The organism is Streptococcus sp. KHUD_016, from assembly GCF_051106465.1.
In the GTDB taxonomy this organism is placed as follows: domain Bacteria; phylum Bacillota; class Bacilli; order Lactobacillales; family Streptococcaceae; genus Streptococcus.
The window spans coordinates 1,934,246-1,955,723 of sequence record NZ_CP193663.1 but is presented as its reverse complement, the minus strand read 5'-3'; the positions used below and the strand labels follow the sequence as shown (position 1 = coordinate 1,955,723).

At 41.7% G+C, this 21,478-nt stretch carries 16 protein-coding genes and 3 pseudogenes; 17 read left to right on the top strand and 2 right to left on the bottom strand.

All coding sequences use genetic code 11. The features are described from left to right. From ACORHV_RS09465 to purB, 9 genes and pseudogenes are all read left to right on the top strand, one after another. Positions 1–105: pseudogene (locus ACORHV_RS09465) on the top strand (IMP cyclohydrolase); the annotation flags it as partial. Positions 106–226: 121 nt separating this feature from the next. Beyond that, entirely contained in the window at positions 227–1,489 is a 1,263-nt protein-coding gene (gene purD, locus ACORHV_RS09460) for a phosphoribosylamine--glycine ligase (protein ID WP_434398239.1), read from the top strand. 391 nt (positions 1,490–1,880) lie between these two features. Then, the gene (gene purE / locus ACORHV_RS09455) at positions 1,881–2,369 is read left to right on the top strand and encodes a 5-(carboxyamino)imidazole ribonucleotide mutase (protein ID WP_125852180.1); all 489 of its coding nucleotides are present in this window, start codon (positions 1,881–1,883) and stop codon (positions 2,367–2,369) included. After that, positions 2,356–3,447 (top strand): 5-(carboxyamino)imidazole ribonucleotide synthase, encoded by a 1,092-nt coding sequence (gene purK / locus ACORHV_RS09450; RefSeq protein WP_434398236.1) that lies wholly within the window; start codon positions 2,356–2,358, stop codon positions 3,445–3,447. The genes purE and purK overlap by 14 nt, the downstream gene beginning before the upstream one ends. 57 nt (positions 3,448–3,504) lie before the next feature. Beyond that, a pseudogene (locus tag ACORHV_RS09445) lies at positions 3,505–3,650 on the top strand (CPBP family intramembrane glutamic endopeptidase); the annotation flags it as partial. A gap of 105 nt (positions 3,651–3,755) precedes the next feature. Then, positions 3,756–4,152 (top strand): annotated as a pseudogene (locus ACORHV_RS09440) (SRPBCC family protein). Positions 4,153–4,192: 40 nt separating this feature from the next. Next, positions 4,193–4,984, top strand: coding sequence for a DUF6710 family protein (locus ACORHV_RS09435; RefSeq protein ID WP_434398234.1), 792 nt, complete (start codon positions 4,193–4,195; stop codon positions 4,982–4,984). Positions 4,985–5,339: 355 nt separating this feature from the next. Continuing rightward, positions 5,340–6,854, top strand: a complete 1,515-nt coding sequence (locus ACORHV_RS09430) for a nuclease-related domain-containing protein (protein WP_434398232.1) — start codon at positions 5,340–5,342, stop codon at positions 6,852–6,854. A gap of 1 nt (position 6,855) precedes the next feature. Further along, positions 6,856–8,154: an adenylosuccinate lyase gene (gene purB, locus ACORHV_RS09425; protein WP_000610724.1), complete on the top strand. Its 1,299-nt coding sequence runs from the start codon at positions 6,856–6,858 to the stop codon at positions 8,152–8,154. Between the two features lie 54 nt (positions 8,155–8,208). Here purB and strH read toward each other — a convergent pair whose 3' ends face one another. Both strH and ACORHV_RS09415 read right to left on the bottom strand, forming a co-directional pair. Beyond that, on the bottom strand, positions 8,209–12,240 hold the full coding sequence (gene strH / locus ACORHV_RS09420; protein WP_000764174.1) for an LPXTG-anchored beta-N-acetylhexosaminidase StrH: 4,032 nt from the start codon (positions 12,238–12,240) through the stop codon (positions 8,209–8,211). Positions 12,241–12,542: 302 nt separating this feature from the next. Next, entirely contained in the window at positions 12,543–13,259 is a 717-nt protein-coding gene (locus ACORHV_RS09415; RefSeq protein ID WP_001007181.1) for a GntR family transcriptional regulator, read from the bottom strand. Between the two features lie 321 nt (positions 13,260–13,580). On the opposite strand from ACORHV_RS09415, the gene ACORHV_RS09410 reads away from it, so the two are divergent. The 8 genes from ACORHV_RS09410 (at position 13,581) to ACORHV_RS09375 (ending at position 21,438) form a co-directional block, all read left to right on the top strand. Continuing rightward, positions 13,581–15,368, top strand: a complete 1,788-nt coding sequence (locus ACORHV_RS09410; protein ID WP_000196618.1) for a glycoside hydrolase family 35 protein — start codon at positions 13,581–13,583, stop codon at positions 15,366–15,368. Next, positions 15,365–15,841: a PTS sugar transporter subunit IIB gene (locus ACORHV_RS09405; protein ID WP_000156968.1), complete on the top strand. Its 477-nt coding sequence runs from the start codon at positions 15,365–15,367 to the stop codon at positions 15,839–15,841. The genes ACORHV_RS09410 and ACORHV_RS09405 overlap by 4 nt, the downstream gene beginning before the upstream one ends. A 26-nt stretch (positions 15,842–15,867) precedes the next feature. Next, positions 15,868–16,773, top strand: coding sequence for a PTS mannose/fructose/sorbose/N-acetylgalactosamine transporter subunit IIC (locus tag ACORHV_RS09400; RefSeq protein ID WP_084944823.1), 906 nt, complete (start codon positions 15,868–15,870; stop codon positions 16,771–16,773). Continuing rightward, complete coding sequence (locus ACORHV_RS09395) at positions 16,760–17,581, top strand: PTS system mannose/fructose/sorbose family transporter subunit IID (protein WP_000185287.1); 822 nt, start codon at positions 16,760–16,762, stop codon at positions 17,579–17,581. The genes ACORHV_RS09400 and ACORHV_RS09395 overlap by 14 nt, the downstream gene beginning before the upstream one ends. 3 nt (positions 17,582–17,584) lie before the next feature. Then, a complete protein-coding gene (locus ACORHV_RS09390) occupies positions 17,585–17,989 on the top strand; it encodes a PTS sugar transporter subunit IIA (protein ID WP_000045700.1) in 405 nt (134 codons plus the stop codon). 104 nt (positions 17,990–18,093) lie between these two features. Next, positions 18,094–19,260 (top strand): SIS domain-containing protein, encoded by a 1,167-nt coding sequence (locus ACORHV_RS09385; RefSeq protein WP_042901933.1) that lies wholly within the window; start codon positions 18,094–18,096, stop codon positions 19,258–19,260. 10 nt (positions 19,261–19,270) lie between these two features. After that, a complete protein-coding gene (gene lacD / locus ACORHV_RS09380) occupies positions 19,271–20,266 on the top strand; it encodes a tagatose-bisphosphate aldolase (RefSeq protein ID WP_042901976.1) in 996 nt (331 codons plus the stop codon). 134 nt (positions 20,267–20,400) lie between these two features. Next, a complete protein-coding gene (locus tag ACORHV_RS09375; protein ID WP_434398226.1) occupies positions 20,401–21,438 on the top strand; it encodes an aldose epimerase family protein in 1,038 nt (345 codons plus the stop codon). Positions 21,439–21,478: the final 40 nt, after the last annotated feature.

Here is a 21,478-nt window from a genome sequence, read left to right as displayed (position 1 = left end):
ATCATCCAGCCTGGTGGATCCGTCCGTGACCAAGAGTCTATCGAAGCTGCTGATAAATACGGCTTAACTATGGTCTTCACAGGCGTGAGACATTTTAGACATTAATAAAATAAAAGGGAAGAAAACAATTTCTTTCCTTTTTTGGCTTAAAATGCTAAGTGAAACAAGATTAAAACGAACGTTTATGATATAATGTTAGTAAATAATTCGCAAAAGAGGTTGAGAGATGAAGCTGTTAGTTGTCGGCTCGGGTGGTCGTGAACATGCCATTGCTAAGAAATTGCTTGAGTCAAAAGACGTTGAAAAAGTCTTTGTAGCTCCTGGGAATGACGGGATGACTCTGGATGGTCTGGAATTGGTAAATATCTCTATTTCCGAACATTCTAAATTGATTGAGTTTGCAAAAACCAACGATATTGCTTGGTCCTTCATTGGTCCAGATGATGCTCTTGCTGCTGGTATCGTGGATGATTTCAATGCAGCTGGTCTCAAAGCCTTTGGTCCGACAAGATTGGCAGCGGAGTTGGAGTGGTCCAAGGATTTTGCTAAGGAAATCATGGTCAAATATGACGTTCCGACAGCAGCCTATGGGACATTTTCAGACTTTGAGGCAGCTAAGGCCTATATCGAAGAAAAAGGCGCTCCAATCGTAGTCAAGGCAGACGGTTTGGCTCTTGGGAAAGGTGTCGTCGTTGCGGAGACAGTCGAGCAAGCAGTAGAAGCCGCTCACGAGATGCTGTTGGACAATAAATTCGGTGACTCCGGTGCGCGTGTGGTCATCGAGGAATTCCTTGACGGGGAAGAATTCTCTCTCTTTGCCTTTGTCAATGGGGACAAGTTCTACATCATGCCAACAGCCCAGGACCACAAACGTGCCTACGACGGGGACAAGGGCCCCAACACTGGTGGGATGGGAGCTTATGCGCCAGTTCCACACTTACCACAGAGTGTGGTTGACACGGCAGTGGAGACTATTGTCAAGCCAGTCCTTGAGGGGATGATCCAAGAAGGGCGTCCTTACCTTGGTGTCCTTTACGCAGGGCTTATTTTGACTGCTGACGGTCCGAAGGTTATAGAGTTTAACGCTCGCTTCGGAGATCCCGAAACGCAAATTATCTTGCCTCGTCTGACATCTGACTTTGCACAAAATATCACGGATATTCTCGATGGCAAGGAGCCGAAGATCACGTGGACGAACAAGGGTGTGACTCTAGGTGTGGTTGTTGCATCCAAGGGCTATCCGCTAGATTATGCAAAGGGTGTCGAGTTGCCAACTAAGACAGAAGGCAATATCATCACCTACTATGCCGGAGCTAAATTTGCTGAAAATGGGGAAGACCTTCTTTCAAACGGAGGCCGTGTCTATATGCTCGTCACCACTGCTGATACCGTCAAAGAAGCCCAAGACACCATCTACAAGGAACTTGACAAACAAAACACAGAAGGCCTCTTTTACCGAACCGATATCGGAAGCAAGGCAATTAGATAAAGATATAAGAAAAGGCGACGAAGTCGCTAAACCCGATAATGGTCGCCTTGGTGAAAAGACCAGAACAGAACAGAACTTGTTCTGGTCGGGGGAAACTTTGAGACCTTAGGCTCAAAGTTTAGGAATGAAACCGAAGGTTTGCTTCCGCCCCCACCACCTAAGACCATTATCAAAAAGAAAAATAAAAATTCACAAAATACGTTAATGGTCGTATGGTTTGCGAGCGTTAGCGAGCTAATATAGGATAATCGTCACAGTAGTGGAACTCCTAGTAGCAAAGCTACTAGGAGCGGAAAACTGGAGACTCAGGCTCCAGTTTTAGTAATGGAACGCCCTAGGCGGTCGCTTACGTCCGCACTACATTAGACGATTATCAAAAAAAGGAGAAGAAATGAAACCAGTAATTTCCATTATCATGGGCTCAAAATCCGACTGGGCAACCATGCAAAAAACAGCAGAAGTCCTTGACCGCTTCGGTGTAGCCTACGAAAAGAAAGTTGTATCTGCCCACCGTACACCAGACCTCATGTTCAAACATGCGGAGGAAGCTCGTAGCCGTGGTATCAAGGCCATTATCGCAGGTGCAGGTGGCGCAGCCCATTTGCCAGGTATGGTAGCAGCTAAAACCACTCTTCCTGTCATCGGTGTACCGGTTAAATCGCGCGCTCTTAGTGGCGTGGATTCGCTCTACTCTATCGTTCAGATGCCGGGTGGCGTACCAGTCGCAACTATGGCTATCGGTGAAGCAGGTGCGACAAATGCGGCCCTCTTTGCCCTTCGTCTTCTTTCAGTAGAGGATCAGGCTATCGCGACAGCTTTGGCAGATTTCGCAGAAGAGCAAGGAAAAATCGCAGAGGAGTCAACAAATGAGCTCATCTAAAACAATCGGAATTATCGGTGGCGGTCAGCTGGGGCAGATGATGGCCATTTCTGCTATCTACATGGGGCACAAGGTTATCGCACTGGATCCTGCGGCTGATTGTCCCGCCTCTCGTGTGGCGGAGATCATCGTGGCTTCTTATAACGATGTGGATGCTCTGCGTCAGTTGGCTGAGCGCTGTGATGTTCTTACCTATGAATTTGAAAATGTCGATGCTGACGGTCTGGATGCGGTTATCGAGGATGGACAGCTCCCTCAAGGGACAGACCTGCTCCGCATTTCGCAAAATCGCATCTTTGAAAAGGACTTCCTTTCCAACAAGGCACAAGTCACGGTGGCGCCCTACAAGGTTGTGACTTCAAGTCAAGATTTGACAGATATTGACCTGTCGAAAAACTATGTCCTCAAGACTGCGACGGGTGGCTACGATGGGCATGGGCAAAAGGTCATTCGCTCAGAAGCAGACTTGGAGGAAGCCCGTGCACTAGCAGACTCAGCAGACTGCGTTTTGGAAGAATTTGTCAACTTTGACCTTGAGATTTCTGTCATCGTGTCAGGAAATGGTAAGGACGTGACGGTTTTTCCGGTTCAGGAAAATATCCATCGCAATAATATCCTGTCTAAGACCATCGTGCCAGCCCGCATTTCAGAAAGTCTAGCAGCCAAGGCCAAAGCCATGGCAGTACGAATCGCTGAACAACTCAACTTGTCTGGAACCCTTTGCGTGGAAATGTTTGCGACCGCTGATAACATCATTGTCAATGAGATTGCCCCACGCCCACATAACTCTGGTCACTATTCAATCGAAGCCTGCGACTTCTCTCAGTTTGATACCCATATTCTAGGCGTTCTGGGAGCACCATTGCCAGCCATCAAACTACATACACCTGCTGTCATGCTCAATGTCCTCGGCCAACACGTTGAGGCTGCTGAAAAGCATGTCGCAGAAAATCCAAGCACCCACCTCCACATGTATGGTAAAATAGAAGCGAAACACAACCGCAAAATGGGGCACGTGACTTTGTTTAGTGATGTGCCGGATAGTGTGGTTGAGTTTGGTGAGGGGATTGATTTTTAGGTGAAAATAACAATTTTAGGGCTTGAGGTACTGATTCCATAAAAGCTGGTAATTTCTTTGGTTAACCTCATCCAGTCACTGTGCTTTGCTTTAGTAGATGATCTCGTATTTATTAAAGTGCTAGATATTGCTTCCACAATAATGGTTATAGTGTTTATATTTGCAATTGCTTATGGAATGTGGGATATATCAATGAAAAAAGAGCTTAGGATTCCATTCATGTAGCAACTGGCGTATGTACCACATCTATGTTGATTTAGTATCAAACTATTCGTAAAAAATAGTGTTGATAATTAAGAGTAGGAATAGTGGTAAAATCTAATAGGAAAGCGAGTTTTTCCTGGTCTATTGATAAAGTTTGGGAATGTGTGACTGATTTATCAAATCAAACTTGGAGAAGTGATCTTGGTCGGTTTGAAAAAATAGATGACAGTCACTTTATTGAATATACTAAAAATAGTATCCAGACAAATTTTAAGGTAAAAAAGGTTGACTTACATAAGCGCTGGGAACTTGAGTTTGAAAATAAAAATCTCCAAGGAACTTGGCTAGGACGATTTGATTATAAGGATGGACAAACGGTTCTGGATTTTACAGAAGATATTACTGTTAAAAATATCCTACTGACATCATTTGCTTGGTTCTATTTAAAAAACAAAAAAACAGTATTTCCTTGATTTGGGAAAAGCACTACAAACTAGATAATGAGAAGTAAACGGAGATTTATAGTATCTAGGAGGAAATAATGTTAAATTTCTTAAGAAAATTATTTAGCAGTATACAAGGATCAAAAAGTGTGATTGATTATAAAGGTTATAAAAATAAATTTACAAACTATATGAATATGGTTGAAGACTGTAGTAAAAATGAAGACAGAGTGAGAACAGCTCAAAATCTGTTGATGGTTGTGGTTGAGTATCTAAATTTTGATGAGGCTATTCAAGCAGTTGAAACTAATCATGAAGCACAAGATAATTCTTTGATTGAAGAAATTTATAACAAAATTGTATACGAAATAGATTTAACTATTAATGAAATTATCTGCCGAAGCATACATCCGGATGATGCGAAGTATTATAAAAACAAAACAATTCGAGAGCAAGGGCCGATTGAAATAATGGTGAAGGAGTTGCCTATTTTGTTAAATCCATGGAATTCGAACAGAATAATAAGTAATCTCGATACAATAAATAATCAAAATCCTTTTGATGGGGATCGCTACAGTTACAATATAGAGAATCACTATGTATATCCAATGGATATTGCGATTTGTAATGGAGCTAATCATTCGCAGTTTGCGGCAAGAATGATTAATAAAGGAAATACTGTTATTAAAGAAGTGAGGGATTATTCTGTTCTATATGATCATGTTTACTTTGATGGAAAAGATTATAGAAATAAAGAAGGTCATTTAATTATTAGCTTAGATTATAATAAAAAAGTAATTTTCTATTCAGGGGTTATTTTTGAGTTGGGGCGGTTTTTGCTTGACGCTGATTATCATAGATTTGAAGAGACGAGGAAGACTGCTTTATGACTTTAGCTTTTTAATAACAAACTTACTACAATGAAGTAAGTATTTATTAATAGTGTATGGTTGCAATTCAAATAAATATCAATAAACTTGCACAAAAAGAGAGTTGTAAGTACTGGAGAAATAGAATTTTATAGTTAAGTATAAGAGGCTCATTGATCAGTATTTGTATTGTTATAGGAGAATCTGCACTTGTTATTGAATATCGTTTTCAAAAGTATATTGTATTATTTATTATTAGCTATAGAAGTGGATGTTTTAAGTAAAATACAGTAAGTGTTATGAGTTAGTGAAAATTTTTTATAGAAGCATTGTAAAGATATTTGAAAACTTTAAAAGAAGGATTAGGAGTTAAAAAATGTATCCTAAAAGTCTAGAGGACATAGAGAAAGAGATATACCAACTTAGTAATATTGATGATATTCTGAATTATATTTTAAAGTACTATAATATTTATTATTCAATAAATAAATTAAATACTGTGATGAATTTAGCTATTATTCAAAGAAAGCGAGAATCAAATTCACAATTTTCACTGAAACTTATGGTTCAGTTATATGTATATATATTATTGAAGTATAACGGCGAGTCAAAGAAAGATGTAGTTACTTCAGATGAAATTGAAATTTTCTTTTTATTCATAAATGCCCTTCAAAATAATATATCTAATAACCAAGTGGAACAGTCAATACAAGATAGAAGGAGCGATAGTTTACAAAGTTATTTAAGCTACCATTTTGATTTTCGAAAAGAACTTTGGGAGTATTATGAAATATGTAGGATGTTTGATAATGAAGCAAGAAAACAATATAGATTTTCAATTTACGAAAATTTTGACAAGTTATTATATATAATCTGTAATGTTAAATCTCGCCTAGATGGATTAGTGTGTAGTTGTAGCCAATTTTCAGATAGAGAGTTGGATGAAATCTTTGGGGATATTGATTATAGTAAATTATTTATGACTGCTTCAAAAAATATGGAAGTAAGATATTTGACCTCTTCTATACAAATATTAGGGGGTTCTATTGGGATTCAAAGGAATTTGACATATTTTTTACCTGCATCAGAACATATTCTATCTAGTATTGAACAAAAACTAATTTCTTCTTCAAACAATAAAGGAGACATATTAGAGAAGGAATTAAAAACTATTTTGGAAAATTATTTTGATGTTGATAATGTTTATCAATCTTTATATTTAAAAACTAGTAAAAAAGAAGAACAAGATTTCATTGTTATTTCAGGTAACAATATCCTATTAATAGAATGCAAGGCTAGGGATTTTAAAGAGATTCCGTTTAATCAAAAAATGTCAGAGGAGCGTCGCCAGCAGCTGTTTAAAAAAGTGGTATTGGCAGCTTCTGAACAAGCTGAGAGAGCTAAACAATATATCCTTAATAATGAAATTGCAATATTCACTGATAAAAAGGGAAGTACTGAGCGACTTAGAATTGAAAATATAAAATCTAAAAAAATATATAAGGTAGTCGTAACATTAGATGATTACTATAAATTATCTGAAATGGCAATAGATTATTTTAAAGATAGGAATAGAAATGATTTGATTGACACATGGATTGTAAATTATTTTGATTTCCAAAAGATAATCTGGCATAGTGGAATAGAGAAGATATTTGATTATATATCTTATAGGACATCTGGAATTGAAACTATACGTTCTATTCAAGCTAGTGAGATAGCACAGTATGGATATTATATCAGTCCTAACTATAACTTTATCCCACCTAATGGTTACAATATTGAAGTTAACATAATGGGACGATTTGAAAATTGGTCACTACCTTTCGAAGAAAGTAAAAATGAACTTGTTTTAAACAACACTATATTTAAATATCAAAAGGAGAAATAACATGATCAACCGTTACTCTCGCCCTGAGATGGCGAATATTTGGAGTGAAGAAAATAAATACCGTGCTTGGCTTGAGGTGGAAATCTTGGCTGACGAGGCATGGGCTGAGTTGGGAGAAATCCCTAAGGAAGATGTGGCTTTGATTCGTGAAAAGGCTGACTTTGACATCGACCGTATTTTGGAGATTGAGCAAGAGACTCGTCACGATGTGGTGGCTTTCACGCGTGCGGTTTCTGAGACTCTTGGTGAAGAGCGCAAGTGGGTTCACTATGGTTTGACTTCTACCGACGTGGTGGATACTGCCTACGGTTACCTCTACAAGCAGGCCAACGACATTATCCGTCGTGACCTTGAAAACTTCACCAACATCATCGCTGACAAGGCCAAGGAGCACAAGTTCACCATCATGATGGGGCGTACCCACGGTGTGCATGCGGAACCGACGACTTTTGGTCTTAAATTGGCAACATGGTACAGCGAAATGAAGCGCAACATCGAGCGTTTCGAACATGCGGCTGCTGGTGTGGAAGCTGGTAAGATTTCTGGTGCGGTTGGTAACTTTGCCAACATCCCACCATTCGTTGAAAAATACGTCTGCGACAAACTCGGTATCCGTGCTCAAGAAATCTCTACACAGGTGCTTCCTCGTGACCTTCACGCTGAGTACTTCGCAGTTCTTGCCAGCATCGCAACTTCTATCGAGCGTATGGCGACTGAAATTCGTGGTCTTCAAAAATCTGAGCAACGCGAAGTAGAAGAGTTCTTTGCCAAAGGTCAAAAAGGGTCTTCAGCCATGCCTCACAAACGCAACCCTATCGGTTCTGAAAACATGACAGGTCTTGCGCGTGTTATCCGTGGTCACATGGTGACGGCCTATGAAAACGTAGCCCTTTGGCACGAACGTGACATCTCTCACTCATCAGCTGAGCGCATCATCACACCAGATACGACTATTTTGATCGACTACATGCTCAACCGTTTCGGAAATATCGTCAAGAATTTGACGGTCTTCCCAGAAAACATGATCCGCAACATGAACTCAACTTTCGGTCTTATCTTTAGCCAACGTGCGATGTTGACCTTGATTGAAAAAGGCATGACGCGTGAACAAGCCTATGACTTGGTGCAACCAAAAACAGCTTACTCTTGGGACAACCAAGTAGACTTTAAACCACTTTTGGAAGCCGATCCAGAAGTAACCTCACGTCTGACTCAAGAAGAAATCGACGAAATCTTCAACCCTGCATACTACACTAAACGAGTAGAGGATATCTTTGAACGTATCGGACTTGGTGACTAATCATAACAAAAAGCGAGATTCAATCTCGCTTTTTTGTATTCTCTTAGAAGAATCTTAGTCTTCTTTTCTCTTAGTCAGTCCGTAGGCTGCTAGAGTCGCCATGAGTCCTGCTGCGACCAAACCTGCAGAGTTTTGACTTCCTGTTGCAGGGAGTTGTTTTTCATCTGCTTTGGCAGTAGTTGGTGCAGTTTGCTCAGCTTTCTCAGCGGCAGTGCCGACTTCAACAACTTGAGTGACTGCTTCCTGTGTTACCACGCTATTGACAAGCGTTCTTTCTTCTTTTCCATCAGCACTAGTGCTCACAGAGTAGAAGGCAGTACGGTGGCCGTTAGCTCCTTTAGTAACAACTTGCGTTTGTCCTTTTGGCAATTGAGGATTTTCACGTGTCACAGTAGTGAATGGAATTTCTTCCTCTTGGATATCCAGTCTTGGTTTTGTTTCTGCGGTTGGAGCAAGACCGTGTTCGTCCCCTACATGGGTTACAAGAGTTCCGACTTCAATAACTTGGGTCACTGCTTCTTGGGTCACAAGGCTATCTACAAGAGTTTTCACTTCCTTACCGTCAGCACTAGTGCTCACAGAGTAGTAATGACTGCGACGACCGTTAGCGCCTTTAGTAACGACTTGAGTCTTCCCTTTGAGTAAGAGTGGATTTTCACGTGTCACAGTAGTGAACGGAATCTCTTCTTCTTGGATATCCAGTCTTGGTTTCGCTTCGGCAGCTGGAGCAAGGCCACTTTCATCCCCTTTGTGGGTAATAGGGGCACCGATTTCAACCACTTGGGTCACAGGTTCTTTGGTTACTTGGCTATCTAGAACGGTTTCTGTTTGTTTACCATTTTCAGTAAGGACAGAGATGTAATGAGTGCGTTCGCCATCTACACCTGGTGTGACAATCTTTTCTTGCTTAGCTGGGAGGTTCGGATTTTCCTTCTTGATAACTTCAAATGGAATCTTTTCTGCTCTTGTGATGAGTTCCGGTTTGGTTTCAACATTGGCAGCTAGTTCATTTTCATCGAGGCTTCCTGAGTGAGTTGCCGCTGGTTTTAGGCCTAGGCGGGCTGCCTTGAGTTTAGCTACGAGAGCGTCTAACTCGGCTTGTTTGCTGCGATTGAGGTTGTAGTTGAGAGCCTCTTTAGCTGCATTTAGAGCATCAAGGCTTTCTTTGCTGTATCCCTCCAAGTTAGTAGGGATTTGAGCTAGCTCCTCACGGAGAGCATTGTAGTCAGCGCGGAAGTAGTCTTTGTTGTGGTCTGCAAAGGCGGTCATAAGTTCAAAGATTTCTTCTTCCTTGTACTCGGCACTTGGTTTATCTGCCCAGATAGCAAGCATACTACCAATAGTAGGAAGGTCAACTTCAGGGTATTTAGTTGATGCTAGTTGATTAAATGGAGTTTTCTCGGTATTTTCGAGAGCTTTTTTGAGGAAGCCACCACCATCTTCTGGTTTTTGACCGAGAATGTAGTACCAGTCTCCGTTGGTATTAAGGAATTTATAGCCTTTACTTGCAAGGTACTGTGGAGATGCAAGGTTGTAGCCCCACCATCCTTTAGACCAGTAAGAGATGATGACATCCTTGTCAAACTCAACATCATCCTTGTCCTCGTAGTAGAAACCATCGTTGAAGGCCATCGGTTGAAGGCCTCTTTCTTTAGCCATAGCAGCAAGAGTGTTGGCATATTCAGCAAACTTGCCATAGAGTCCATACCATTTGAGGTAGTACCAACCTTGAGCGTTGGTAACGTCATTAGCGTATTCGTCTGTACCGTAGTTAAAGATCTTAGTCTTGCCTGCAAAGAAGTCCATGTACTTGCCGATAAGGGCTTTTGTAAAGTTCATCGCTTCTTCATTTTCAAGGTCCATGGTTGTTTTAGAGACCTTGTCAAAGTTGGCTTGAGGGTTTGCGATACCTAATTTTTCCATAGCGACAAGCATGGCATCCATGTGACCTGGGCTGTTGATCGCTGGGATGAGTCCAATCCCTTTTGATTTTGCGTACTCAATCAATTCAGTGATTTCAGTCTGACTAAGAGTGGTTCCGTTTGGATCATCGTAGTAAGCTTTTGTTCCTTCAATGATGGCATTTTTGACATCGTCACTTGCATAAGTTTTTCCGTTAGCAGTGATAGTCATGTCATCAAGTAGGAAGCGAAGTCCGTCATTTCCTAGGAGGAGATGCACATCAGAATATCCAAGTTCACTAGCTTTATCAATGATACGTTTGAGTTGTTCAGCTGAGAAGTACTTACGTCCAGCGTCAATTGAGATCACCTTGTTCTTGGCAAGTTTTTCAACTTCGCGTTTCGCGTCTTCCTCTTTTTGAGCTTCTGGTGTGAATGTTAGGTTGCTGACAGCTTCTTGGAGTTTTGCAATTGCTTGGTCAATGGTGTCTTGTTGGGCACGACTGAGGTTGCTATCGAGTGAGCGAATGGCTTTTTCAGCTTCTTTGACAGCCGCGACACTTTCTGCAGTATAGCGGTTAAGGTCTGTTGGGACTTCTTTCAGAGCTTGCTCAGCAGACTCATAGTCGGCAGCAAAGTATTCAGCATTGGCATTTGCGAAGCTACGCATGAGTTTGAAGAGGCGTGATGGTGAATAGCGTGCAGATGGGGTATCCGCCCAAGCAGCTACCATACCCCCGATGAACGGGATAGTAGCTCCATCAGATTTTGGTACAGAAGTGATTGGAGTGTTCTTGATACCATTGAGTCCTTGGTCGAGGTTGTACCATCCTTGGCCATCGGCATTTCGTCCGAGGACGTAGTACCAAGCATCGTTGGTATTAAGGATTTGGTGGCCTTTTTCAACTAGAAGTTTAGAAGAAGCGACGTCGTATCCGCCCCATCCACCAGTCCACATAGAAACGATGATATCTTTGTCAAAGGTTCCAAAGCTAGTGTCGCTATTATAGTAGATACCATCGTTAAAGGCCATTGGTTTGAGGCCGTGAGATTTGACGATGCGAGCAAGGTCGTTTGCGTAGGCGATAAATTTGTCATAACCCTTATCTGGGAAGCCATCTTCGGGATACCACTTGTAGGCTTGAAGAACGCTCCAGCCTTTGGCGTTTGTAGCATCATTGGCGTACTCGTCTAGTCCGATATTGAAGATGTCAGATTTGCCAGCGAAGTAAGCAGCATACTTGTCGATCAGAGCTTTGGTAAATGCAACAGCCTCCTTGTTATCAAGGTCAACGGTACGAGCAGATTCCTTACCAAAGTAGTTGAAGTTCGGTTTTTGGATGCCTAGTTCTTTCATGGCATGCAAAATCGCATCCATGTGACCAGGGCTGTTTACAGTTGGAATGAGGCCAATACCTTTATTTTTAGCGTAGTTGATCAAGTCCGTCATCTGACTTTCTGTCAAATGGTTGCCGTTTGGATCCTTGTAGTAGGCATCAGTTCCGTTTTCGAGTGCACGTTTGACATCGTCGCTTGCATAGGTTTTGCCATTCGCTTTGATCGTCATGTCGTCCAACATAAAACGCATGCCGTCATTTCCAACTAGTAGATGAAGATCAGTATAGCCGTAGTGTTTGGCTTTGTCGATGATTTCTTTGAGTTGCTCTGGAGAGAAATACTTGCGTCCAGCGTCGATTGAGATCATTTTTCGTTTTGCCAGTTTTTCATTTACCTGAGCTGCTCGTTCCGTGCTAGGAGTGGCTACTGCAGGTGTGACGGCTTCATTTTTCTTTTCTGAAGAAGTGCTTTCAGCAGGAGTTTCAGCTGGGGCAGGGCTTTCTTTCTCGGCAGTAGGAGTTGGAGTAGCATTATCTGTCACAACTGGTGCGCTTGACTCTTCTGTTTTTGGAGCAACTGTTCGAGGAACCTCCTGGTCTTCTTTGACCTCCTCTTTTACAGGTTTGTCAGCCTTTTCTTCCAGTTTTTCTGGAACCTTGGAGTCTACAGCTTCTTTGACTGCTTGTGGACTCTCCTGAATTGTTTGGACAGTTTCTTCAGCTGTCGGAGCTGGAGTAATCCCGTCGGCAGATACGACTTGAGCGCTAAAAGCAAATCCTATCAGTACAGAAGCTGCCCCAACCGCGTATTTACGGATGGAGAAGCGCTGTTTCTTTTCTAGTTTCATGACAAAACCTCCTTGTTATTATCATATATGATAGCGTTTACATAAAACCAATTTTATTTTATTATCTAAGGAGTAAAATGTCAAGTGGGTTTATATAAGAACTATAATAAATAGAGGAAATCATAAGATTTAGGAGAAATTTGCTAATGAGGGATAAAACAGAGGAAAAACCAAATGAAAATTTACCTTGTTTTTAGTAAAAATGCTACTAATTAAATAAGAGCCCTTCATAGCGTTTTCCCAACTTCTTTCTCGTGCTATAATGAATATAGAAAAAGCCTAAGCTAGGCTCAGGCTTTTTCTTAATGACCTCGGTTACATGAGATGAATTTGATTTTGTAGTAGTCTGCTCGCTTATAAGTTTCACTATAGGCAAGGACTTGGCCAGTGGCCTCAAGTTTTGTAGTCTTCGTTTGGAAGACAGTTGGGAATTGTGTATCGATTCCGAGTACAGAAGCAGCATGCTCTGGAGTTGGGAATGCGATTTCGTTGATTTCCTCAAAATGTTCATCACTCATGTGAATGCGGTAATCCAATTTGAAACGTGTATAGATAGAGCTATAATAGTCAAGATTTGGATAGTTGGCATTGATGTATTGCTCAGGAATATAAGATGTGTGGTAGATGTATGTCACATCGTTTGTCTGACGAATACGTTCAATCTTATAGTAGAATTGATCTCCACGTAGTCCAAGTTTATCTAAATATTCAAGTTTGTTTCCGCGCTCGATAGAAAGGACAGTAACTTTATCGTCTTTTGTTTCAAAGATTTCGACATCTGAAAACTCAACGAGTTTGTGCTTGCGGGCACGTGAAACGAAAGTACCTTTACCTTGTTGGCGGACAATGTAGCCGTCTTTAGCAAGGTCGTTCAAGGCACGAACAACTGTGATTGAACTCACATCGTACATCGCGATCAATTCAGCTTCTGTATAAAATTTATCTCCACTTGCAAATTGACCAGAGATGATTTTGTTTTTTAATTCATCTTTAATATATTGGTATTTAGGAATAGCCATAAATTTCACCTCGATTCTCTTTCTCCAATTTTGATTTTACCACAAATATAGAGAAAAGAGTAGTATTAAGGTCAAAAAATTAAAATAATAGACTAAAAATGTTATTTTACATGTAAAAAAATTCATTTGATGTTCTTGTGAATTATCATACATAAAAAGATCGTTTTCATGCTATTTTTAGATAATTTCGGTAAACGGTAAGTAAAAAAATAGAAAAATTTTAAATAATTTTCTAAAACCTATTGACAAATGCAAAAGATTTGATTATAGTTAATATTATAATAAATGAAAGCGCAAACTTAATTCGTCAGAGGTAATAACATGACCAGATTTAAAATTGAGGACGATTTCTATTTAGACGGAAAACCGTTCAAGATTTTGTCCGGCGCCATTCATTATTTTAGGATTCCAGCAGAGGATTGGTATCATTCTCTCTATAACTTAAAGGCGCTTGGCTTTAATACAGTCGAGACCTATGTGGCTTGGAATTTACACGAACCTGTTGAAGGGGAGTTTGATTTTGAAGGTGCCAGAAATTTGGAGAGATTTCTTCAAATTGCACAAGATCTAGGTCTCTATGCCATTGTACGCCCGTCTCCATTTATCTGTGCGGAATGGGAATTTGGTGGCTTGCCGGCTTGGCTCTTGACAAAGGACATGCGAATTCGCTCGTCCGACCCGGCCTACATCGAGGCTGTTGCTCGCTATTATGACCAATTATTGCCAAGGCTTGTGCCTCGCTTGTTGGATAATGGTGGAAACATTCTTATGATGCAAGTCGAAAATGAATATGGCTCTTATGGAGAAGATAAGTCTTATCTACGAGCAATTCGAAAATTGATGGAAGACCGAGGGATTGATTGCCCACTCTTTACTTCAGATGGCCCATGGAGGGCTACTCTGAAAGCCGGAACCTTGATCGAAGACGACCTCTTTGTGACAGGAAACTTCGGCTCTAAAGCTCCGTACAACTTTTCACAGATGCAGGAATTCTTTGATGAGCATGGCAAGAAATGGCCCCTCATGTGTATGGAATTCTGGGATGGTTGGTTCAACCGTTGGAAAGAACCCATCATCACACGGGATCCTAAAGAATTGGCAGAAGCTGTTCGAGAGGTATTGGAGCAAGGCTCTATCAACCTTTACATGTTCCATGGTGGAACAAACTTTGGTTTCATGAATGGTTGCTCGGCTCGAGGAACTCTGGATTTGCCACAAGTCACATCATACGACTATGATGCCCTTCTCGATGAAGAAGGAAATCCAACTGCTAAATACTTAGCAGTCAAGAAGATGATGGCAACCCACTTCCCAGATTATCCACAGTTGGAACCACTCTATAAGGAAAGCATGGAGATAGGGTCCATTCCATTGGTCGAAAAAGTTTCCTTGTTTGAAACTCTGGATAGTCTCTCTAGTCCTACTGAAAGCCTCTATCCAAAAGCGATGGAAGAACTTGGTCAAAGTTATGGCTACCTTCTCTACCGCAATGAGGCAAGTTGGGATGCAGAAGAAGAACGTCTCCGTATCATCGATGGACGTGACCGAGCTCAGCTCTTTGTAGATGGTCAATGGATTGCTACTCAATACCAGACAGAGATAGGTGAAGATATCTACTGTCAGGGCAATCGAGAAGGCTTTTCAGAAATTGACATCTTGATCGAAAATATGGGGCGTGTCAACTACGGTCATAAGTTCTTGGCAGATACGCAACGTAAAGGAATTCGTACAGGTGTCTGCAAGGATCTACATTTCTTACTGAATTGGAAACAATATCCACTGCCACTGGATAATCCTGAGAAAATTGATTTTTCAAAAGGATGGACAGAAGGACAACCAGCCTTTTACGCTTTCGACTTTACTGTTGAAGAGCCGAAGGATACCTACTTAGACTTGTCTGAGTTTGGTAAGGGAGTTGCCTTTGTCAACGGGCGTCACTTAGGACGTTTCTGGAACGTCGGCCCGACCCTCTCACTTTATATCCCTCATAGTTATCTCAAGGAAGGTGCTAACCGCATCATCATCTTTGAAACTGAGGGCGAATATAAAGAAGAGATTCATTTAACTCGTAAACCTACACTAAAACACATAAAGGGGGAAAACTTATGACAATTGTAGGATGCCGTATTGATGGACGTTTGATCCACGGTCAAGTAGCCAATCTTTGGGCTGGAAAACTAAATGTTTCACGCATTATGGTTGTAGACGACGAAGTTGTTAACAACGATATTGAAAAGAGTGGTTTGAAACTTGCGACACCACCAGGTGTGAAACTCAGTATCTTGCCAGTTGAGAAAGCAGCAGCAAATATCCTTGCTGGTAAATACGATAGCCAACGTCTCTTTATCGTTGCACGTAAACCAGACCGTTTCCTTGGTTTGGTCGAAGCAGGTGTACCGCTTGAAACACTCAACGTCGGCAATATGTCTCAAACACCAGAAACTCGCTCTATCACACGTTCTATCAATGTGGTAGACAAGGATGTGGAAGATTTCCACAAACTAGCAGAAAAAGGTGTGAAACTCACTGCTCAAATGGTTCCAAATGATCCAGTTTCAGACTTTTTGAGCTTATTAAAATAGGAAAAAATTTTTAGGAGGTCATTGTTATGATACAATGGTGGCAAATTTTACTTCTCACTTTGTACTCAGCTTATCAAATCTGTGATGAGTTGACAATCGTTTCATCTGCAGGTTCCCCTGTATTCGCTGGTTTCATTACCGGTTTGATCATGGGAGATGTGACAACTGGTTTGTTTATCGGTGGTAGCTTGCAGTTGTTCGTTCTTGGGGTTGGTACCTTCGGTGGTGCTTCTCGTATCGACGCAACTTCTGGTGCGGTTCTTGCAACAGCATTCTCTATCTCTCAAGGTATTGATACAGACCTTGCGATTACAACAATCGCTGTACCAGTAGCAGCACTTTTGACATACTTCGACGTTCTTGGACGTATGACAACTACTTTCTTTGCACACCGTATTGATGCTGCGATCGAACGCTTTGACTACAATGGTATCGAACGCAACTACCTACTTGGTGCGCTTCCATGGGCTCTTTCTCGTGCCCTTCCAGTATTCTTCGCCCTTGCTTTCGGTGGAGAATTCGTACAAGGTGTTGTAAACCTTGTTAAAGAATACCAATGGGTTGCAGACGGTTTGACACTTGCAGGTCGTATGCTTCCAGGTCTTGGATTCGCTATCTTGCTTCGTTACCTTCCAGTTAAACGTAACCTTCACTACCTTGCTATGGGATTCGGTTTGACAGCTATGTTGACTGTTCTTTACTCAAACGTAACAAGTCTTGGTGGAGCAGTTGCTGGAATCATTGGCACTCTTCCTGCTGAAGTTGCTGAAAAAATTGGCTTTGTTAACAACTTCAAAGGATTGTCTATGATCGGTATCTCTATCGTGGGTATCTTCCTTGCAGTTGTTCACTTCAAGAACAGCCAAAAAGTTGCTGTAGCAGCACCTTCTACACCATCAGAAAGTGGGGAAATCGAAGATGACGAATTCTAATTACAAACTAACAAAAGAAGATTTTAATCAAATCAACAAACGTAGCTTGTTTACTTTCCAATTAGGTTGGAACTACGAACGTATGCAAGCTTCTGGTTACCTTTACATGATCTTGCCACAATTGCGTAAAATGTATGGGGATGGAACTCCTGAATTGAAAGAAATGATGAAAGTTCATACTCAATTCTTCAATACTTCACCATTCTTCCACACTATTATCGCTGGTTTTGACCTTGCCATGGAAGAAAAAGATGGTGTGGGTTCAAAAGATGCCGTTAACGGTATCAAGACAGGTTTGATGGGACCATTCGCTCCTCTTGGAGATACTATCTTTGGTTCACTTGTACCTGCTATCATGGGATCTATCGCAGCAACTATGGCGATCGCTGGCCAACCATGGGGTATCTTCCTTTGGATCGCAGTTGCAGTTGCATATGACATCTTCCGTTGGAAACAATTGGAATTTGCCTACAAAGAAGGGGTTAACCTTATCAACAACATGCAAAGTACTTTGACAGCTTTGATTGATGCTGCATCTGTACTTGGTGTCTTCATGATGGGTGCTCTTGTAGCAACAATGATCAACTTTGAGATTTCTTACAAATTGCCAATCGGTGAAAAGATGATTGACTTCCAAGACATCTTGAACTCAATCTTCCCACGCTTGCTTCCAGCAATCTTTACTGCCTTTATCTTCTGGTTGCTTGGTAAGAAAGGTATGAACTCTACTAAAGCGATCGGTATCATTATCGTTCTTGCAGTAGGTCTTTCATTCATCGGTAAATTCTTGCTTGGAATGGGCGCATAATTTATGAGTAAATCATTAATTTTGGTGAGTCATGGTCGTTTCTGTGAAGAACTTAAAGGTAGCACAGAAATGATCATGGGTCCACAAGACAACATTCATGCAGTGGCTCTTCTTCCAGAAGATGGTCCAGAAGAATTTACTGCAAAATTTGAAGCTGCTATCGAAGGATTGGATGATTTCCTAGTCTTTGCGGACCTTCTCGGTGGTACACCATGTAACGTGGTAAGCCGTTTGATCATGGAAGGTCGCGACATTGAACTCTACGCAGGGATGAATCTTCCAATGGTGATTGAATTTATCAATGCCAGCCTTACAGGTGCAGATGCGGACTACAAGAGCCGTGCTGCAGAAAGCATTGTGAAAGTCAATGATTTGTTAGCGGGCTTTGATGATGACGAAGATGAATAAGATGTGACTTAGGGCATCTTATATAGAATATACATGGGAATGGGAGTCAATCCCATTCCCATATTTTCAATAGGAATGAAACAACAATAGATTAGAGGAACTCTATGCTAAATTACACAAAAGAAGAATTACTTGAACTGGGTGCAGAAATCACGACTCGTGAGATCTACCAACAGCCTGATGTATGGAAAGAAGCTTTTGAAGCCTATCAAGCAAAACGTGAAGAAATTGCAGCCTTCCTACAAGGGATTGCGGATAAACATGACTATATCAAGGTCATCTTGACGGGTGCTGGTACTTCTGCTTATGTGGGAGATACCTTGGTACCATACTTTAAGGAAGTCTATGACGAACGCAAATGGAATTTCAATGCTATTGCGACAACTGATATTGTTGCCAATCCAGAAACTTATTTGAAAAAAGATGTGGCGACTGTCCTTGTTTCCTTTGCTCGTAGTGGGAATTCACCTGAAAGTGTGGCGACGGTTGATTTGGCTAAGGCCTTGGTGGATGACCTCTATCAAGTGACCATTACATGTGCTGCAGATGGTAAATTGGCTCTTCAAGCTCATGGAGATGACCGCAATCTCTTGCTTTTGCAACCAGCTGCTTCTAATGACGCTGGATTTGCCATGACTTCTAGCTTTACATCTATGCTGCTAACAGCTCTCTTGGTCTTTGATCCTACAGAATTTGCTGTGAAAGCTCAACGTTTTGAAGTTGTGTCTAGACTTGTCCGCAAAGTTCTAGACAATGCAAAAGATGTCAAAGAGTTGGTTGACCTCGACTTTAACCGTGTTATCTACCTAGGCGCTGGTCCTTTCTTTGGACTTGCTCATGAAGCTCAGTTGAAGATTTTGGAATTAACAGCTGGTCAAGTGGCGACCATGTATGAAAGCCCAGTTGGCTTCCGTCACGGTCCAAAATCATTGATCAACGAAGATACAGTTGTTTTGGTATTTGGCACAACGACAGACTACACTCGCAAGTACGACTTGGACTTGGTTCGTGAAGTGGCTGGTGATCACATTGCTCGTCGTGTTGTGCTTTTGAGTGATCAAGCCTTTGGTCTTGAAAATGTCAAAGAAGTAGCCCTTGGCTGTGGCGGTGTTTTGAACGATATTTACCGTGTCTTCCCTTACATCGTTTATGCTCAACTCTTTGCCCTATTGACTTCACTCAAGGTAGAAAATAAACCAGATACACCATCTCCTACTGGCACTGTAAACCGTGTGGTACAAGGTGTGATCATTCATGAATATCAAAAATAAGGAAGTGTCTATGAGTAAATTACAATTAAGTCCCAATAAAGTAGCTTGCTTGCAAAAACTCTCTGACGAGAACGGCATTATCTCAGCTCTTGCCTTTGACCAACGTGGTGCTTTAAAACGCCTCATGGCTCAATACCAAACAGAAGAGCCAACAGTGGCTCAAATGGAAGAACTTAAAGTATTGGTTGCAGATGAATTGACAAAATACGCATCCTCTATGCTTCTCGACCCTGAGTATGGTCTCCCAGCTACAAAAGCGCTTGCTCCAAATGCTGGTCTTCTCCTTGCTTATGAGAAAACTGGCTACGATACAACTAGCACTAAACGCTTGCCTGACTGCTTGGATGTTTGGTCTGCCAAACGCATCAAAGAACAAGGTGCAGACGCTGTTAAGTTCTTGCTTTACTATGACGTAGACAGCGCTGACGAACTCAACCAAGAAAAACAAGCCTATATCGAACGCATCGGTTCAGAGTGTGTGGCGGAAGACATTCCATTCTTCCTTGAAATCTTGGCTTACGATGAAAAAATCGCTGACGCAGGTTCTGCAGAATACGCCAAAGTAAAACCACACAAGGTTATCGGTGCTATGAAAGTCTTCTCAGACCCACGCTTTAACATCGATGTTTTGAAAGTGGAAGTTCCAGTCAACGTCAAATACGTTGAAGGCTTTGGCGATGGTGAAATCGTGCATACTCGTGAAGAAGCGGCAGCTTTCTTCAAAGCGCAAGACGAAGCAACTAACTTGCCATATATCTACTTGAGTGCAGGTGTATCAGCTAAACTCTTCCAAGAAACCCTTGTCTTTGCTCACGAATCAGGCGCAAACTTCAACGGCGTTCTTTGTGGCCGTGCAACCTGGGCTGGATCAGTTGAAGCTTACATTAAAGATGGTGAAGCAGCAGCTCGTGAGTGGCTACGCACAACAGGTTTTGAGAACATTGACGAACTCAACAAGGTTCTTCAAACAACAGCGACTTCATGGACTGAACGTGTGGAAGCATAAAACAAGTATAGAAGAACCCCCTTTTGTTAAGGTTTTCTGACAAAGGATTCTGAAAATAAAAACTACAACCATAGATGGTGAATAGGCTCTCTATGGTTTGTTTACTTAAGAGAAATAGATCAAAGGAGAGAAGAATGAAAGCATACACAGAGCGTGTATTTGGAAATCATGAGGGCAAGGATGTCTTGGCCTATCGCTTTGAGACTGACGGTGGTTACCAGCTTGAAGTTATGACCTATGGTGCGACCATCTTGCGCTATGTCACACCTGACAAGGCTGGTAATTTTGCCAATGTGATCTTGGGCTTTGATAATTTTGATAGCTATGTAGGCAATAGTCCCAAGCATGGAGCAAGTGTAGGTCCTGTAGCGGGCCGTATTGCAGGTGCAACATTTGAACTCAATGGCCAGACCTATAATCTTGAAGTCAACAATGCTAGCAACTGTAACCACAGTGGTTCAACAGGTTGGGATTCGAGCTTGTTTGAATTGGTCGAGGTGAGCGACCATGGCTTGACCCTCTACACAGAGCGTACAGACGGGACAGGAGGATTTCCTGGTAATCTCAAGATCTGGATCAGCTATCGCTTGGAAGAAACTGGTGCCTACGAAGTCAGCTACAAGGTAACGACAGATCAGGATACGCTTGTCAATCCAACTAATCACAGCTACTTCAACTTGTCTGGTGATTTCACGCAGACAGTTGACCGCCATGTCTTCCAACTAAATACGGAGGGCATTTACCCAATCGCTCCTGACGGTGTTCCAGATAAGACTCCAGATGCTACTCGTGATGTGGTGAAACACATCTACAATGGTGCTTTGCTCAAGGATATCTTTGCAGAGGACGATGAGCAAATTCAGTTGGTATCTGGTTTGGATCACCCATTTGCCCTTCCTGCAGGTCATGACAATGCTGGTTTCCTTTATGACCAAAACTCAGGTCGTTTCCTACTTTTCAAGACAGAGGCCCCTTGCTTTGTGGTCTACACAGCAAACTTTGTGGATGAGAGTGTCATCATCGGAGGCCAGCCAATGGTACAGCACAATGGGATTGCCCTTGAAGCGCAAGCTTTACCAGATGCCATTCACAGTGTTCTCAAAGACCAAGTCATTCTCAAAGCAGGGGGAATTTTCACCAGCAAAACTCGTTACGAGCTTGTTGTTAAATAAAAAGAAGAGCTGGTTTCCAGCTCTTTTGAGTTGTCTTCGT